Annotated in this window: 13 protein-coding genes; 6 read left to right on the top strand and 7 right to left on the bottom strand. The window is 62.2% G+C overall.

What is annotated here, in order from left to right; translation table 11 throughout:
• Window positions 1-73 precede the first annotated feature (73 nt).
• The 4 genes from pabB to GDV60_RS19460 form a co-directional block, all read right to left on the bottom strand.
• Entirely contained in the window at window positions 74-1,417 is a 1,344-nt protein-coding gene (pabB, locus tag GDV60_RS19475) for an aminodeoxychorismate synthase component I (protein ID WP_070995161.1), read from the bottom strand.
• Window positions 1,418-1,529: 112 nt separating this feature from the next.
• Window positions 1,530-2,516, bottom strand: coding sequence for an alpha-L-glutamate ligase-like protein (locus tag GDV60_RS19470; RefSeq protein ID WP_029298303.1), 987 nt, complete (start codon window positions 2,514-2,516; stop codon window positions 1,530-1,532).
• The gene (locus GDV60_RS19465; protein WP_029298302.1) at window positions 2,516-4,048 is read right to left on the bottom strand and encodes an inactive transglutaminase family protein; all 1,533 of its coding nucleotides are present in this window, start codon (window positions 4,046-4,048) and stop codon (window positions 2,516-2,518) included. The genes GDV60_RS19470 and GDV60_RS19465 overlap by 1 nt, the downstream gene beginning before the upstream one ends.
• A 5-nt stretch (window positions 4,049-4,053) precedes the next feature.
• Window positions 4,054-4,590 carry an ATP-dependent zinc protease gene (locus GDV60_RS19460; RefSeq protein WP_029298301.1) on the bottom strand — a complete coding sequence of 179 codons (537 nt, stop codon included), beginning with the start codon at window positions 4,588-4,590 and terminating at the stop codon, window positions 4,054-4,056.
• Between the two features lie 273 nt (window positions 4,591-4,863).
• Between GDV60_RS19460 and GDV60_RS19455 the strand changes: the two genes are divergently transcribed.
• The 6 genes from GDV60_RS19455 to prpD all read left to right on the top strand — a co-directional run bounded on the left by GDV60_RS19455 (window position 4,864) and on the right by prpD (window position 13,341).
• Complete coding sequence (locus GDV60_RS19455) at window positions 4,864-5,574, top strand: GntR family transcriptional regulator (protein WP_029298300.1); 711 nt, start codon at window positions 4,864-4,866, stop codon at window positions 5,572-5,574.
• A complete protein-coding gene (prpB, locus tag GDV60_RS19450; protein ID WP_029298299.1) occupies window positions 5,571-6,464 on the top strand; it encodes a methylisocitrate lyase in 894 nt (297 codons plus the stop codon). The genes GDV60_RS19455 and prpB overlap by 4 nt, the downstream gene beginning before the upstream one ends.
• A gap of 41 nt (window positions 6,465-6,505) precedes the next feature.
• Window positions 6,506-7,633: a 2-methylcitrate synthase gene (prpC, locus tag GDV60_RS19445; RefSeq protein WP_029298298.1), complete on the top strand. Its 1,128-nt coding sequence runs from the start codon at window positions 6,506-6,508 to the stop codon at window positions 7,631-7,633.
• A gap of 187 nt (window positions 7,634-7,820) precedes the next feature.
• The gene (acnD, locus tag GDV60_RS19440) at window positions 7,821-10,415 is read left to right on the top strand and encodes a Fe/S-dependent 2-methylisocitrate dehydratase AcnD (protein WP_070995164.1); all 2,595 of its coding nucleotides are present in this window, start codon (window positions 7,821-7,823) and stop codon (window positions 10,413-10,415) included.
• 11 nt (window positions 10,416-10,426) lie between these two features.
• Entirely contained in the window at window positions 10,427-11,617 is a 1,191-nt protein-coding gene (gene prpF / locus GDV60_RS19435) for a 2-methylaconitate cis-trans isomerase PrpF (RefSeq protein WP_070995176.1), read from the top strand.
• 239 nt (window positions 11,618-11,856) lie between these two features.
• A complete protein-coding gene (prpD, locus tag GDV60_RS19430; protein WP_159908491.1) occupies window positions 11,857-13,341 on the top strand; it encodes a 2-methylcitrate dehydratase in 1,485 nt (494 codons plus the stop codon).
• Between the two features lie 116 nt (window positions 13,342-13,457).
• On the opposite strand, the gene GDV60_RS19425 is transcribed toward prpD, so the two are convergent.
• Genes GDV60_RS19425 through GDV60_RS19415 form a run of 3 tightly spaced genes read right to left on the bottom strand, consistent with a single transcriptional unit; the run spans window position 13,458 to window position 16,122 of the window.
• Window positions 13,458-14,189: an alanyl-tRNA editing protein gene (locus GDV60_RS19425; protein ID WP_159908489.1), complete on the bottom strand. Its 732-nt coding sequence runs from the start codon at window positions 14,187-14,189 to the stop codon at window positions 13,458-13,460.
• A 2-nt stretch (window positions 14,190-14,191) separates the two neighbouring features.
• Window positions 14,192-15,184: a serine O-acetyltransferase gene (locus GDV60_RS19420; protein ID WP_029298293.1), complete on the bottom strand. Its 993-nt coding sequence runs from the start codon at window positions 15,182-15,184 to the stop codon at window positions 14,192-14,194.
• Window positions 15,185-15,207: 23 nt separating this feature from the next.
• Entirely contained in the window at window positions 15,208-16,122 is a 915-nt protein-coding gene (locus tag GDV60_RS19415; RefSeq protein WP_029298292.1) for a PLP-dependent cysteine synthase family protein, read from the bottom strand.
• Window positions 16,123-16,137 lie beyond the last annotated feature (15 nt).

Raw genomic sequence — 16,137 nt, 5'->3', positions numbered from 1 at the left:
GCGAGACGCTATCCCTGCGCCCCGATGCTGTCCACGGCCGTTCTGATTCAGGTTTTTTCCCTGGGAGGTGCGCTTACAGTCCTTCCAGCGTCTCCAGCAACACCCGCACCTTGGTCATCGATTCCTGATATTCCGCCTGCCACTCGGAGTCCGCGACGATCCCGCCGCCGCCCCAGCAACAGACCTGGCCATCCTTGACCAGCAGGCTACGAATGGCGATGGAGCTGTCCATCTCGCCGCGCACATCCAGGTAGAGCAACGAGCCGCAGTACAGCCCGCGCCGGGTCGGTTCCAGTTCGTCGATGATCTGCATCGCGCGGATCTTCGGTGCGCCGGTGATCGAGCCGCCCGGGAAACTGCCGGCGATCAGGTCCAGGGCGTCTTTGTCGTCGGCCAGTTCACCGGTGACGCTGCTGACCAAGTGATGCACATTCGGGTAGCTTTCCAGGCTGAACAGCTCCGGCACCTTGACCGATCCGGTGCGGCAGGTGCGGCCCAGGTCATTGCGCAGCAGATCGACGATCATCAGGTTCTCTGCGCGGTCCTTGGGGCTGGCCAGGAGTTCGGCCGCATTGGCGGCATCTTCTTGAGGCGTCAGCCCCCGGGGGCGGGTGCCCTTGATCGGGCGGGTTTCCACCTGGCGCTGGCTGACCCGCACGAAACGCTCCGGTGAAAGGCTCACCACCGCGCCGTCGTCCGGCAGGCTCTGGAAGCCGGAGAACGGCGTTGGGCACGCTGCGCGCAGGGCGCAATAGGCGACCCACGGATCACCGTTGCACGCTGCGCGAAAGCGTTGGGCGAAGTTGACCTGATAGCAGTCACCGGCCTGGATATAGGCCTGGATACGGGCCAGGGCCTGTTCATAGGCTACGGCGCTGAGGTCCGGAGCCATCCGGGTGTGCAGCTTGAAACTGGCAGGGGTGTGCACGGCAGGTTGGCTGAACAGGGTCAGCAGCCGCTGCCGTTCGCTTTCCAGCAGTTTGGGGTGGAACACCAGTTGACTGGTGCGCGCCTGGTGGTCGCTGACCAACGCCCAGGCGTACAGGCCAAAACGGGCATCGGGCAAGCCGATGTCGTCGATAGCCTGATGCGGCAGTCGTTCCAGGTGGCGGCCAAAGTCGTAGCTCAGGTAGCCGATCAACCCGCCGGCAAACGGCAGTTCATAGGGGGCCGGCAGACTGGCCTTGCCCAGCAGCGTCAGATTTTCCCGCAGCCGTTGTAAAAAATCGCTACCGCTTTCGTCCGGCCACACCGCCAGTGTTACTTCTGGCCAGGCGCTGAGCAGGTCATAACGACCACGCTCGGCGGCCGGTCGGCCGCTGTCCAGCAGCACGGCGCCGGGTGCATGGCGGATCGCCGCAAAATACTCGGCGGGGTTGGCGTGGTAGGGCAGTGGGTGTACGGAGCAAGTCGACATGCGGGGGGTGGATCAGCCATGGGCGTGGGGATGGCATTGTAGTCCCCTGTAGGATTTGCTCCTAGAGGGGATGTCGGGGATTGTTGGGTGGAGGGCGGAGCCGGGTTTGGGTTCAGCCTTCCACGGGCGGAATATGCCCAAACATTTGCTGGGCAAATTTCACACGTTCTTCCGCCGTCTCTGTCACTCCGGCCGCTTTCAGCTCTTCGAGGCGCGCTTCCACGGCGTGGGTGCGCAAGGTCAGGCCGCAGTCGTTGGCGATCTGGATATTCAGCCCAGGCCGGGCATTGAGTTCGAGGATCAGCGGGCCTTTTTCCTGGTCCAGCACCATGTCCACGCCGATGTAACCCAGCCCGCACAGCTCATAGCAGCCGGCGGCGAGTTTCATGAAACCGTCCCAGTTGGGCAGTTGCACACCGTCCACCGCGTTGGTGGTGTCGGGGTGCTTGGTGATGATGTTGTTCAACCAGGTACCGCGCAGGGTCAGGCCGGTCGCCAGGTCCACACCGACGCCAATCGCGCCCTGGTGCAGGTTGGCCTTGCCGCCGGATTGACGGGTCGGCAAGCGCAGCATGGCCATCACCGGGTAGCCCATCAGCACGATGATGCGGATATCCGGCACGCCTTCGTAGCTGATGCTCTTGAAGATCTGGTCAGGCACCACGCGGTATTCGATCAATGCGCGGTCACGGTGACCGCCCAGGGAATACAGGCCGGTAAGGATGCTGGAAATCTGGTGCTCGATTTCCTCATGGCTGATGATCTTGCCGGACACTGTGCGATAGCGACCTTCAAAGCGGTCGGCGATCACCAGGATGCCGTCGCCGCCGGCGCCCTGGGCCGGCTTGATCACGAAGTCGCTACGGCCACCGATGATTTCGTCGAGCTTGTCGATTTCTTTCTCGGTGGAAATGATCCCGTACATCTGCGGCACGTGGATGCCGGCCTGGATCGCCCGTTCCTTGGTGATGATCTTGTCATCGACAATCGGGTACAGGCTGCGCTTGTTGTACTTGAGCACGTAGTCGGCGTTACGCCGGTTGATGCCCATGATGCCCCGCGCTTCCAGGGCCTTCCAGGTCTTCCAGAACCCGAACATTACGAATCAGCCTTGAGGAAGGCCTTGAAACGCACCAGCTCGGTCAGGCGGTAGCCACGATAGCGACCCATGGCCAGCATGAAGCCCACGAGGATCAACAGGATCGCCGGGAAGGTGAACACGAAGTAGATCAGCTCCGGCACGCTCATGATGATGTGTGCCAGGGACGCGGCGAACAGGGTGCCGATCGCGACTTTCATCGCATGGCCACCGCCGCGTTCTTCCCAGGTAATGGACAGGCGTTCGATGGTCATGGTCAGGATCACCATCGGGAACAGCGCCACCGACAGGCCGCGCTCCAGGCCCAGCTTATGGCTGAACAGGCTGATGGCCGCGATCAGCACTACCACGAAGGTCAACACCACCGACAAGCGCGGCAGCATCTGCAATTTCAAGTGCTCCAGGTATGAACGCAGCGACAGCCCAAGCGCAGTAATCACGGTAAACAGCACGATACCGAAGCCCAACTGCGTCTCGCGGAACGCCAGGGCGATCAGCACCGGTGTGAACGTACCCAGGGTCTGCAAGCCGATCAAGTTGCGCAGGATCAGGATCACCAGCACGCCAATCGGGATCATCACCATGATCATGAAGGTCTGCTGGGTTTGCAGCGGCAAGCCATACAGCGAGTATTCGAGGAAGTTGGCGTCGGTGTTCTCGTCGGTCAGCTTGGCCAGGCGGATCGCGTTCATCTCGCTGTTGTTCAGGCTGAAGGTCACGGCGGCTTTCTTGCCACCATCGACGGTGATCAGGTTTTCATCGCCGGTCCACCACAGCAGGCGGTCGGAGGGCAGGCCCTGTTCGCCGGTTTCCGGGTTGAAGTACAGCCAGTCGTTGCCATTGAAGCTGCGCAGCCACAACTCCGGGGTCTGCGGCTGGTCGGCTACCAGGCGGAGGGTGTGGACCTTTTCCACCGGTACGTGGGCGATGGATAGCAGCAACTCGACGATCTTGGCCTTGTGCGGCGTCGATGGATCGCCCGCCAGCAGCAGCTTGACGTTGTCGTCGTTGAGGTTGTTGGTGCGCTTGATGGCTTCGCTGATAAACGTCTCGACGTCGGCCGAGTGTTGGCGGATCGGCGCCAGCAGGGCCTCGGCGGCGATTTTTTCTGGGCCTTCCACGGCGATGCTGTCGCGGAAGGTCGGGCCCTTGACCTTGACCTTTTCACCGCTGTAGCGCTTGGTCAGCACCAGGCGGTAGTAGAGGGTCTGGTTGCCCTTCGCGCGCCGTGCCGACCAGGTGACCTTGCGGTTGCCGTCGATGCGGTTGACGCTCACCCCGTAGTTATTGGAGATGAAGCTCTCATTGAGGCTGACGAAGTCGCGGCTCAGGGGCGGCACGAACATCTGGACCTTTACCGGGTCCTTGGCGTTGGCGACGAACTCGACCTTGGCGTCGATGTTCCACAGGTCATCGGTGGCGTCTTCGGTCACTGGGATGCCGAGGACGAAGATCTGATAGGCCGTGACCGAAATGCCCAGTACCACCAGGACGGCGATCAGAATCTTCAGGTGCATAGTAAGAGAGCGCATTGGAATTACTCGGCGGTATGAGCGTCGGTGGCGCAGGCAGGTTTGCCCGCTGCGTATTTAAGACTGGGGTCGACCAGCGCATCAAAGCGTTTCAAGGCTTCGGAGCCGATCAGCAGCGGATATTGGAAGGCGCTGCGGTCAGTCAAGTTCACTTCGATGCTGCGTAAAGCGGTGCCCATGCAGATGTCCAGGGCAATCACCGGACGGGCGGTGTAGTTCTTGTCCTCATCGGGGTCGTAGTCACCGGCGCGCCGCTTGATCTTGCTGACGCGGGCCAGTGGGCGTTCGATGGGGTGCGAGTGGGCGGTATCGATGGCCAGGTAGAAGCGTACCCAGGATTCACCGTTGCGCTTGAAGCGCTTGATATCCCGGGCACTCAAGGACGCAGTCTTGGCGCCGGTGTCGAGCTTGGCGGCGACTTCCAGGTCAATGCCCGCCAGCTTGGCGTATTCATTGAGGCCATAAACGGTCTTCTCGGCGGCGAAGCCAAGGCCCGGGAACATCAGTAGGCAGAACAATAGGGGGAAGGGCTTGAGTCTCATAGATCCTGAGGCGGTGCAGTGCGATGTTTGATTCAAGGCGACTGGCATTGCTGCGCAAGCTCCCTCGTGCGCCTTTTCATCCGGAGATGTCAGGCAAATGCGGCGGGCATTCTAACATGAAGGTTTTCTGGCGCCAGCGCTGGCAGGCGGCCATGCCCCCATAGAGTGCAACAGGGGTTATTAGACGATTGTCGACAATGTGTATTTATTCTTTGACTATCAGGGGCTGATTGGCTAGTTTTTGCGGCATTGCTTTTAAAGGTGTCGACAATCATGCTGGATCAGCTGGAAATTCCGGTAGCAGGGCAGGACGATTCCCAGACGATGTCCGAGAACGTCTTCCGCCGTATCCAGGCCGCCATCGTCAAGGGCGAGATAGCCCCCGGCAGCAAGATCTCGGAACCGGAGCTGGCGCGCACCTACGGCATCAGCCGTGGCCCGCTGCGCGAGGCGATCCACCGCCTGGAGGGCCAGCGCCTGCTGGTGCGCGTGCCCCATGTCGGCGCGCGGGTGGTTTCCCTGAGCCAGGCCGAGTTGGTGGAACTCTATGAAATCCGCGAGTCCCTCGAAGGCATGGCCTGCCGCCTGGCCGCCGAGCGCATGACCGACGAAGAAATCGAGGAACTGCGCCAGGTCCTGCACACCCACGAGCGTGATGCCGCGTTCCAGGCCGGGGTCGGTTACTACCAGCAGGAAGGCGATTTCGACTTTCACTACCGCATCATCCAGGGCGCGCGTAACCGCACCTTGACCCAAATGCTGTGCGGCGAGTTGTATCAGTTGGTGCGCATGTACCGCATCCAGTTCTCCGCCACCCCCAATCGTCCACGCCAGGCATTTGCCGAGCATCACCGCATTCTTGACGCGATTGCCGATCGCGACGGTGAACTGGCCGAGTTGTTGATGCGCCGCCATATCGGCGCTTCCAAACGCAATATCGCCCGTCACTTCCCCGACGGCGCCCCCTCGAGAGGTGAGTCATGAGTTCCTATAAAAACAGCACCCCAGGCCAGCGTTTCCGTGACGCAGTCGCCAGCGAACACCCCCTGCAAGTCGTCGGCGCGATCAACGCCAACCACGCCCTGCTGGCCAAGCGCGCCGGTTTCAAGGCCATCTACCTGTCCGGTGGCGGTGTGGCCGCGGGCTCCCTGGGCGTGCCGGACCTGGGCATCACCGGCCTGGATGATGTACTGACCGATGTGCGCCGTATCACCGATGTATGCGACCTGCCGCTGCTGGTGGACGTGGACACCGGTTTCGGTTCCTCCGCGTTCAACGTGGCGCGCACCGTCAAGTCGATGATCAAGTTCGGCGCTGCTGCGATTCATATCGAGGACCAGGTGGGCGCCAAGCGCTGCGGTCATCGCCCTAACAAAGAAATCGTCTCGCAGCAGGAAATGGTCGACCGCATCAAGGCGGCCGTGGATGCCCGCACCGATGACAGCTTCGTGATCATGGCGCGCACCGACGCCCTGGCCGTGGAAGGCCTGGAGTCTGCCCTGGAGCGTGCCGCCGCGTGCATCGAGGCCGGCGCCGACATGGTCTTCCCCGAAGCCATCACAGAACTGGAGATGTACAAGCTGTTCGCCTCCCGTGTGAAGGCGCCGATCCTGGCCAACATCACGGAATTCGGCGCGACGCCGCTGTACACCACCGAACAGTTGAAATCTGCCGATGTTTCCATCGTGCTGTACCCGTTGTCGGCATTCCGCGCCATGAACAAGGCTGCCGAAAACGTCTACACCGCGATCCGTCGCGACGGTACCCAACAGAATGTGATCGACACCATGCAAACGCGCATGGAGCTTTACGATCGCATCGACTACCACACCTTCGAGCAAAAGCTTGACGCGCTGTTCGCCGCCAAGAAATAAGCGCAGCGCCTCCCAGATAACTACAAAATTGGAGAAGAACCATGGCTGAAGCAAAAGTACTGAGTGGCGCCGGCCTGCGTGGCCAGGTGGCCGGGCAGACCGCACTGTCCACCGTGGGCCAGGCCGGTGCCGGCTTGACCTATCGCGGCTACGATGTGCGTGAACTGGCCGCCGATGCGCAGTTCGAAGAAGTTGCCTATCTGCTGCTGTACGGCGAGTTGCCAAGCAAAGCCGAACTCGCGGCCTACACCGCCAAGCTGGCCAAGCTGCGCGACCTGCCCCAAGCGCTTAAAGAAGTGCTGGAGCGCATTCCCGCCGACGCCCACCCGATGGACGTGATGCGCACCGGTTGCTCGTTCCTGGGCAATATCGAGCCAGAAAAAGACTTCAGCGTGCAGCGCGATGTCACCGACCGCCTGCTGGCAGCCTTCCCGGCGATCATGTGCTACTGGTACCGCTTCAGCCATGACGGCAAGCGCATCGACTGTGTGACCGACGAGCCGTCGATTGGCGGCCACTTCCTGCACCTGCTGCACGGCAAAAAGCCGAGCGAGTTGCACGTCAAGGTCATGAACGTGTCGCTGATCCTCTACGCCGAGCACGAATTCAACGCTTCCACCTTTACCGCGCGTGTCTGCGCCTCGACCCTCTCGGACCTGTATTCCTGCGTCACCGCCGCCATCGGCTCGCTGCGCGGCCCGCTGCATGGCGGCGCCAACGAAGCGGCGATGGAAATGATCGAGCGTTTCTCCTCGGCAGAAGAGGCTGTGAAGGGCACTCTCGGCATGCTGGAGCGCAAGGACAAGATCATGGGCTTTGGCCACGCGATCTATAAAGACAACGACCCGCGTAATGAAGTGATCAAGGGCTGGTCGAAAAAACTCGCTGATGAAGTGGGCGACAAGGTGCTGTTCCCGGTCTCCGAAGCCATCGACAAGACCATGTGGGAACAGAAGAAACTGTTCCCTAACGCCGACTTCTACCATGCCTCGGCGTACCACTTCATGGGCATCCCGACCAAGCTGTTCACCCCGATCTTCGTGTGCTCGCGCCTTACCGGCTGGGCCGCGCATGTGTTCGAGCAGCGTGCCAACAACCGCATCATCCGTCCAAGCGCCGAATACACCGGCGTCGAGCAGCGCAAGTTCGTGCCAATCGAACGTCGCTGAATGGGATGAGCCGAGCACATTGGCGATTGTGCTTCTCTGTGGGAGCGGGCTTGCCCGCGATGACTGACTGTCAGCCAACATCACTGTGGGCTGACACACCGCTATCGCGGGCAAGCCCGCTCCCACAAAAAAGCCAAGCCAGTGTCGACAGTTCGCCCTGTGAACCTACCGTGACCGAGTCCTGACGATGAACACTGAATTTCGCAAATCGCTCCCCGGCAGCCGCCTGGATTACTTCGACGCCCGTGCGGCAGTCGAGGCAATCACGCCTGGTGCCTACGCCACCTTGCCCTACACCTCCCGCGTGCTCGCCGAGAACCTGGTGCGCCGTTGCGACCCGGCGACCCTCAACGCTTCCCTGAGCCAACTGATCGAGCGCAAGCGCGACCTTGACTTCCCTTGGTTTCCGGCGCGTGTGGTGTGCCATGACATCCTCGGCCAGACCGCCCTGGTGGACCTCGCCGGCCTGCGTGACGCCATTGCCCTGCAAGGCGGCGACCCGGCCCAGGTCAACCCAGTGGTGCCGACCCAACTGATCGTCGACCACTCCCTGGCCGTCGAGGCCGGTGGTTTCGACCCGGACGCCTTCGAGAAAAACCGCGCCATCGAAGACCGCCGCAACGAAGACCGTTTCCACTTTATCGAGTGGACCAAGAAGGCCTTCAAAAATGTCGACGTGATCCCGCCCGGCAACGGCATCATGCACCAGATCAACCTGGAGAAAATGTCCCCGGTGATCCAGGTGCGTGACGGCGTGGCCTTCCCGGATACCTGCGTCGGCACCGACAGCCATACCCCCCACGTGGACGCCCTGGGCGTGATCGCCATCGGCGTTGGCGGCCTGGAAGCCGAAAGCGTGATGCTCGGCCGCGCGTCGTGGATGCGCTTGCCGGAAAGCGTTGGCGTCGAACTGACGGGCAAGCTGCAACCGGGCATCACCGCCACCGATATGGTGCTGGCGCTGACCGAGTTCCTGCGCCAGCAGAAAGTCGTCGGTGCCTGGCTGGAGTTCTTCGGCGAAGGCGCCTCGGCCCTGACCCTGGGCGACCGCGCGACCATCTCCAACATGGCCCCGGAATATGGCGCCACGGCGGCGATGTTCTACATCGACGCGCAAACCATTGCCTACCTCAAGCTCACCGGGCGTGAAGACGAGCAAGTTGCCCTGGTCGAGCAGTACGCCCGGCACACAGGCCTGTGGGCCGATGACCTCAAGGGCGCGCAGTACGAGCGTGGCTTGAGCTTCGATTTGTCCAGCGTCGTGCGCAACATGGCCGGCCCAAGCAACCCGCACGCTCGCGTGGCCACCAGCGACCTGGCGGCCAAGGGCATTTCCGGGCAATGGGACGACGTACCGGGGCAAATGCCCGATGGCGCGGTGATCATCGCTGCCATCACCAGTTGCACCAACACCAGCAACCCGCGCAACGTGATCGCCGCCGGCCTGCTGGCGCGCAATGCCAACAAGCTAGGGCTGGCCCGTAAACCGTGGGTCAAGTCGTCCCTGGCGCCGGGTTCGAAAACCGTGGCCATGTACCTCGACGAAGCCGGGCTGACCAGCGAGCTGGAGCAGTTGGGTTTTGGCGTCGTAGCCTTTGCCTGCACGACCTGCAACGGCATGTCCGGTGCGCTCGACCCGGTGATCCAGCAAGAAATCATCGACCGCGACCTGTATGCCACCGCCGTGTTGTCGGGCAACCGCAACTTCGACGGGCGCATCCATCCGTACGCCAAGCAAGCGTTCCTGGCGTCGCCGCCGCTGGTGGTGGCCTACGCGATTGCGGGCACCATCCGTTTCGATATCGAGAAAGACGTGCTGGGCTTGGATGCGACCGGCAAGGAAATCCGCCTGAAGGACATCTGGCCGAGCGACGAAGAAATCGACGCGGTGGTCAAGGCTTCGGTCAAGCCGGAGCAGTTCCGCCAGGTTTATATCCCGATGTTTGCCATCCACGAGGACACCGGCCCGAAAGTCACGCCGCTGTACGACTGGCGTGCGCAGAGTACCTACATCCGCCGCCCTCCCTATTGGGAAGGTGCCCTGGCCGGCGCGCGTCCGCTCAAGGGCATGCGCCCGCTGGCGGTGCTGCCGGACAACATCACCACCGATCACCTGTCGCCATCCAACGCGATCATGCTCGACAGCGCCGCCGGCGAATACCTGGCGAAAATGGGCCTGCCGGAAGTCGACTTCAACTCCTATGCAACGCACCGCGGCGACCACTTGACCGCCCAGCGCGCGACCTTTGCCAACCCCAAGCTGTTCAATGAAATGGTCGTGGAAAACGGCAAGGTCAAGCAGGGTTCCCTGGCGCGGATCGAGCCGGAAGGCAAGGTCACGCGCATGTGGGAAGCCATCGAAACCTACATGGAACGCAAGCAGCCGCTGATCATCATTGCCGGGGCCGACTACGGCCAGGGTTCGTCCCGCGACTGGGCGGCCAAGGGCGTACGCCTGGCCGGAGTGGAGGCGATTGCCGCCGAAGGCTTCGAGCGCATCCACCGCACCAACCTGGTGGGCATGGGCGTGTTGCCCCTGGAGTTCCTGGCGGGCACGGATCGCAAGACCCTGCAGATCGATGGCAGCGAAACCTATGACGTGATCGGTGAGCGCACCCCGCGCGCGCAGTTGACCCTGGTGATCAACCGCAAGAATGGCGAGCGTGTCGAAGTGCCGGTGACCTGCCGCCTGGACACCGCCGAAGAAGTGTCGATCTACGAGGCGGGCGGCGTATTGCAACGCTTTGCCCAGGACTTCCTGGAATCGGCGGCGACGGCCTGAAGAGGATGACCATGACACACGTAGCGCAAATCAAGATCGCCGCCACCTACATGCGTGGCGGCACCAGCAAGGGCGTGTTTTTCAACCTCAAGGACCTGCCCGAATCGGCTCAGGTCCCGGGCGCGGCCCGCGATGCCTTGCTGTTGCGGGTGATCGGCAGCCCCGACCCCTATGACAAGCAGATCGACGGCATGGGCGGTGCCACGTCGAGCACTAGCAAGACCGTGATCCTCGCCAAAAGCACCCGCGCCGATCATGACGTGGACTACTTGTTTGGCCAGGTGTCTATCGACAAGCCCTTTGTCGATTGGAGCGGCAACTGCGGCAACCTGTCGGCGGCGGTCGGTTCGTTCGCCATCAGCGCCGGGCTGGTTGACCCCAGCCGCGTGCCCCATAACGGCGTAGCCGTGGTGCGGGTCTGGCAGGCGAATATCGGCAAGACCATCATCGCCCATGTGCCCATCACCGACGGTGCGGTGCAGGAAACCGGCGACTTCGAGCTGGATGGCGTGACCTTCCCGGCGGCCGAAGTGCAACTGGAATTCCTCGACCCGGCAGCGGAAGAAGAGGGCGGCGGTGGTTCGATGTTCCCCACCGGCAACCTGATCGACGACCTGGAAGTGCCGGGCGTCGGCACGTTCAAGGCGACGCTGATCAACGCAGGGATCCCGACGATTTTTATCAACGCCGAAGATCTCGGCTACACCGGCACCGAGCTGCAAGGCGCGATCAATGGCGATCCCAAAGCCCTGGCCATGTTCGAGACCGTGCGTGCCCATGGCGCGTTGCGCATGGGCCTGATCAAACACCTGGACGAAGCCGCCCAGCGCCAGCACACGCCGAAGGTGGCGTTCGTGGCCAAGCCTGCGGATTACCTGGCCTCCAGCGGCAAGGCGATCAAGGCAGGGGATGTGGACCTGCTGGTGCGGGCGTTGTCCATGGGCAAGCTGCATCACGCCATGATGGGCACGGCGGCGGTGGCGATTGGCACGGCTGCGGCGATTTCCGGAACCCTGGTCAACCTGGCGGCCGGCGGCGTGGAGCGTAATGCGGTGCGGTTCGGGCATCCGTCCGGCACCCTGCGTGTGGGCGCCGAAGCCAGCCAGGTCAACGGCGAATGGGTGGTGAAGAAAGCCATCATGAGCCGCAGTGCGCGCGTATTGATGGAAGGCTTCGTGCGCGTTCCCGGCGACGCGTTCTAAACCTTGCACCGGCCCCAATGTGGGAGCGGGCTTGCCCGCGATTGCGGTATTTCAGTCAGCATCTGTACTGACTGATCCACCGCTTTCGCGGGCAAGCCCGCTCCCACACAAACCCGCTTCCACTGGGGATTATCGGTAGCTTCTGAATTTATGTACGAGAGCAGGCACTCAGACCTGCCACAAACAACCAACCCTGAGCCTGAGGAAGGAACACACCCAACCTATTTTGGAGTACTGCCATGAGCGCCAACGTCGACCAGAACAACCGCCCCGACTACGACCAGGTTTTGCAGGACATCGCCGATTACGTCCTCAACTACCGCGTTGATTCCCGGGACGCCCTGGACACCGCCCGCAACTGCCTGATGGACACCCTCGGCTGTGGCCTGCTGGCCCTGCGTTTCCCAGAGTGCGCCAAGCATCTGGGGCCGATTGTCGAAGGCACGGTGGTGCCCTTTGGTGCGCGGGTGCCGGGCACGTCCTATCGCCTGGATCCGGTCAAGGCGGCGTGGGACATCGGCTGTATCGTGCGTTGGCTCGATTACAACGACACCTGGCTCGCCGCTGAGTGGGGCCACCCTTCGGACAACCTCGGTGGCATCCTGGCCGTTGCCGATCACCTGTCGCAAAAGCGCGTGGCGCAGGGCGAGGCGCCGTTGACGGTGCGGGCTGTGCTGGAAGCGATGATCATGGCCCACGAAATCCAGGGGGTGATTGCCCTGGAAAACTCCTTCAACCGCGTCGGCCTTGACCATGTGCTGTTGGTCAAGATTGCGTCCACAGCGGTCTGTGCCAAGTTGATGGGCGCCAATCGCGAGCAACTGCTGGCGGCACTGTCCCAGGCATTTGTCGATGGGCAGGCCCTGCGCACTTACCGTCACGCGCCGAATGCCGGTTCGCGCAAGTCGTGGGCGGCGGGGGATGCGTCGAGCCGTGGCGTGCGTCTGGCGGATATCGCCATGCGTGGCGAAATGGGCATCCCGGGTGTGCTGAGCGCGCCGCAGTGGGGGTTCTACGACGTACTGTTCAGCCATACCAACAAGGATCTGGCCCTCAAGCCTGAGGACAAGCGCGCATTCAGCCTGCCCCAGCCCTATGGCACTTATGTGATGGAAAACGTGCTGTTCAAGATCAGCTTCCCTGCGGAGTTCCACGCCCAGACCGCGTGTGAAGCGGCCGTCACCTTGCACCCGCAGGTCAAGCAGCGCCTGCATGAAATCGAGCGGATCGTGATCACCACCCACGAGTCGGCCATTCGTATCATCTCCAAGGTCGGCCAACTGGCCAATGCGGCTGACCGCGACCATTGCCTGCAATACATGACGGCCGTGCCACTGGCGTTTGGCAACCTGGTGGCCGAGCAGTACGAAGATGAGTTCCATGCCGCGCACCCGATCATCGATCAATTGCGCGAGAAGATGGTCATCGTCGAAGACCCGCGCTACAGCCGCGAATACCTGGAGGCCGACAAGCGTTCCATTGCCAACGCGGTGCAGGTGTTCTTCACAGATGGCTCAAGCACCGAGCAGGTTGCGGTGGAATACCCGATTGGCCATCGTCGGCGCCGGGCGGATGGCATTCCTTTGCTGGAAGACAAGTTCAAGGCCAACCTGGCGACACGCTTGACTGCGCAGCGCAGCGCCGAGATTTTTGCCCTGTGCAAGGATCAGGCGCAGCTTGAAGCAACGCCGGTTAACCGGTTTGTAGATCTGTTCGTCATCTGACACACGAGGCCCCAATCCATGTAGGAGCTGGCTTGCCTGCGATAGCATCACCGCGATGCGATTGCGATACCGAGGTGCTCATATCGCAGGCAAGCCAGCGCCTACAGGTGGCCGGTTCAGGTTTCAAAGCGCAGGATCACCCGACGGTTGTGCTTGCTCTTCTTCTCGATTTTCTCGCAGAACACCCGGCCGATTTCCTCGGTGTTGACCACGTGGGTGCCGCCACACGGCTGGATATCGATGCCGGCAATCTCGATGACCCGCACCGCGCCCTGGATCACCGGTGGCGCGACGGCCTGGGTGCGGGTGATCTGCAGCAGGGTGGAATACTCGGAGGCCGGCATCGACAGCGACTTGACCGCATGGGCCTGTTCGATCAGGGCATTCAGGTCGCGGGTGATGTGCTCCTTGTCCAGGGTCATTTCCGGCAGGTCGAAGTCCAGGCGGCCTTTGTCGGCGCTGATGCTGCAACCGGTCACCGGTGCGTCGATGATCGAGCACAGCAGATGCAGGCAGGTGTGCATCTTCATGTGCTGGTAGCGCCGCTCCCAGTCCAGGCCGGCGTCTACCTGCACGCCTGCTCGCAATGATTCGGGGCAATGCTCCACTTGATGCCAGATGATCGAGCGCAGCACGGGGTCGCGCACCGTCCCGGTCACGTTGACCTGGCTTGCGTCGGGCAGGGTGAAGTAGCCGGTGTCGCCCGGCTGGCCGCCTCCGGTGGGATAGAACAGGGTGTGTTCCAGGGCGACGCCCTGTTCGCTGACGGCGATCACGCGGGCGCTGAAGGCATTCTGGTAAGGCGCGCTGTCGAACAGCGCCAGGGTTTCCATGGTGTGTACGGACATGTTCAACCTCCAACGATCAGTGGGCTGGTTTGCAGCAGGCGCCGCACCATTGCGCTTAGCCCGGGTGGGGAAAGCAGGGTGACCTCGAACTTCGGCCCACACACTTTCAGGTTCAGGGGCAGGCGCGGTGAGCAAGTGGGTGCCTGCAGGGTGCGCAGGCGAAATTGCAGGTGATGACGTTCCTTGACCGTTGGCTCCAGCACCAGGCTGGACAGCGGATGGAAGTCGGCATCCAGCACCGTGACCCGGTGGCTGGTGCTGACTTCGCCCACCACGTGCAGGCGCTCGTCGAGGGCAAACGCCCCGAGGTAATTGCTGGCGTCTGATTCGTCGTTCTTTTGCAGTTGGATCTGGTTGACCACCTTGACCTTGGTGCCTGCAGGCACGTCCTGGGTGATGACGCAGGAAGGGCTGATAAACACGTCGTCGCCGATCAGCACATACCCGAGCACCCTCGCGCCCGAGCCGACTTCGACGTTGTTGCCCAGGCGTGGGTGGCGCTTGCCGTCGGGGTTGTTGGCGATGCCCCGGGCGCCCAGGGTCACGCCGCACAGGATGTAGCAGTCATTGCCGATCTCGCAGGTTTCGCCGATCACCGTGCCAAAGCCATGATCCAGCACAAAGCGCCGGCCAATGCGGGCTGCCGGGTGGATTTCGGCCCCGGACAGGATCTTGCCCTGGTTGCTCAAAGTCAGCGCAATGGCGCAGAACTGGCCGTGGGGCTGGTCGGGAAGGTTCCATACCCGATGCGCCAAGCGGTAGTACAGCACGGCCTTGAACGAGGCGTAGGACTCCAGGATCAATTCGCCCCGGCCCCTGGACGCCGGGTCGCGCCAGGCATAGGCGATCAGGTCCTCGGCCACTTCCTGCGCCGCTGGCTGGATCAATGCCGCCAAGTGTGGCTGCAGTTGTGAGATCTGTGCCGGCGAGAGGGTCTTGATGAGGTGCGTCAGCAACTCATCGTGCAACTGTTGCATGTCGATAAAGCCTCCCATGGAAGGCACCCCCGCAATTGTCGTTATTCGAAACAGGGCAGATAGCTGTCGGCGCTGTCGTACACCATGGTCAGGACGACGGTGTCGGTGGGCAGTTCCGGGGCAAGCCTGGCGATGGCCACCATGTTGGCGGCGGACGACAGCCCCAGGCTGATGGCATCGGTACGCATGATGCGCTTCATCATTTCCAGGCAATCGAGGCGCGAAACCTTGAGCATGCCGTCCAGTACATTCAGGTTGAGAATGCTCGGGATCAGGCCGATGGACAGGCCCTGGATATGGTGCGGCGCATGACGGTCGCTGAGCAGGTCGCACTCCTCGGGCTCGACACCCATCACGCGGATCTGCGGCCAGGTGGCCTTGAGGGTTTCACCGATACCGGTGATATGGCCCCCGGTGCCGATGCCGCTGACGAAGTAGTCGACCTGGCGCTGGCCAAAGGCGCGGATGATTTCCGGGGCGGTGGTGTCGCGATGGGTCTGGGGGTTGGCGCCGTTGCGCTGCTGGTTGAGCATGACGAAGCTGGGGTTTTCCAACTGCAGTTCCATGCACTTTTCGCCATGGGAGTTGTTGCCCAGGCGGCTGTCCGAGAGCACCACCTTGGCCCCATACAGGCGCAGCAGTTTTTGCTTTTCGGGGCTGTAGTTATCGGGAATCACCAGCACCACCTTGTAGCCCAGCACATTGCCGGCCATGACCAGGCCGATGCCGGTGTTGCCGCCGCTGGGTTCGATGATGGTCTGCCCCGAGTCGCGAATCAGGACGCCCCGGCGCTCGGCGTCGAGGATCATCCCCAGGGCGATCCGCGCCTTGTGGCTGCCGCCCGGATTCAGGGATTCAAGTTTGGCGAAGACCTCGATGCCGAGGTCTTCGGAGAATTGTTCCAGGCGCACGATGGGCGTTTGGCCAATGGCGTCGAGTATGGAGTTATGCAGCATCAGATAAGTCCCCCA

Source organism: Pseudomonas sp. DTU12.1, from assembly GCF_009873475.1.
GTDB classification, from domain to species: Bacteria; Pseudomonadota; Gammaproteobacteria; order Pseudomonadales; family Pseudomonadaceae; genus Aquipseudomonas; species Aquipseudomonas proteolytica.
The sequence above is the reverse complement of the archived record's forward strand: the minus strand, read 5'-3'. Positions and strand labels throughout refer to the sequence as shown.

What these genes read in the sequence shown, in the direction of transcription:
- GDV60_RS19465 (WP_029298302.1), bottom strand. Translation starts at nt 4,048, where the DNA reads ATGCGCTCTCTTACTATGCACCTGAAGATTCTGATCGCCGTCCTGGTG.
- acnD (WP_070995164.1), top strand. Translation starts at nt 7,821, where the DNA reads ATGAACACTGAATTTCGCAAATCGCTCCCCGGCAGCCGCCTGGATTAC.
- pabB (WP_070995161.1), bottom strand. Translation starts at nt 1,417, where the DNA reads ATGTCGACTTGCTCCGTACACCCACTGCCCTACCACGCCAACCCCGCC.
- GDV60_RS19425 (WP_159908489.1), bottom strand. Translation starts at nt 14,189, where the DNA reads ATGTCCGTACACACCATGGAAACCCTGGCGCTGTTCGACAGCGCGCCT.
- prpC (WP_029298298.1), top strand. Translation starts at nt 6,506, where the DNA reads ATGGCTGAAGCAAAAGTACTGAGTGGCGCCGGCCTGCGTGGCCAGGTG.
- prpD (WP_159908491.1), top strand. Translation starts at nt 11,857, where the DNA reads ATGAGCGCCAACGTCGACCAGAACAACCGCCCCGACTACGACCAGGTT.
- GDV60_RS19415 (WP_029298292.1), bottom strand. Translation starts at nt 16,122, where the DNA reads ATGCTGCATAACTCCATACTCGACGCCATTGGCCAAACGCCCATCGTG.
- GDV60_RS19470 (WP_029298303.1), bottom strand. Translation starts at nt 2,516, where the DNA reads ATGTTCGGGTTCTGGAAGACCTGGAAGGCCCTGGAAGCGCGGGGCATC.
- GDV60_RS19455 (WP_029298300.1), top strand. Translation starts at nt 4,864, where the DNA reads ATGCTGGATCAGCTGGAAATTCCGGTAGCAGGGCAGGACGATTCCCAG.
- prpB (WP_029298299.1), top strand. Translation starts at nt 5,571, where the DNA reads ATGAGTTCCTATAAAAACAGCACCCCAGGCCAGCGTTTCCGTGACGCA.
- GDV60_RS19460 (WP_029298301.1), bottom strand. Translation starts at nt 4,590, where the DNA reads ATGAGACTCAAGCCCTTCCCCCTATTGTTCTGCCTACTGATGTTCCCG.
- GDV60_RS19420 (WP_029298293.1), bottom strand. Translation starts at nt 15,184, where the DNA reads ATGGGAGGCTTTATCGACATGCAACAGTTGCACGATGAGTTGCTGACG.
- prpF (WP_070995176.1), top strand. Translation starts at nt 10,427, where the DNA reads ATGACACACGTAGCGCAAATCAAGATCGCCGCCACCTACATGCGTGGC.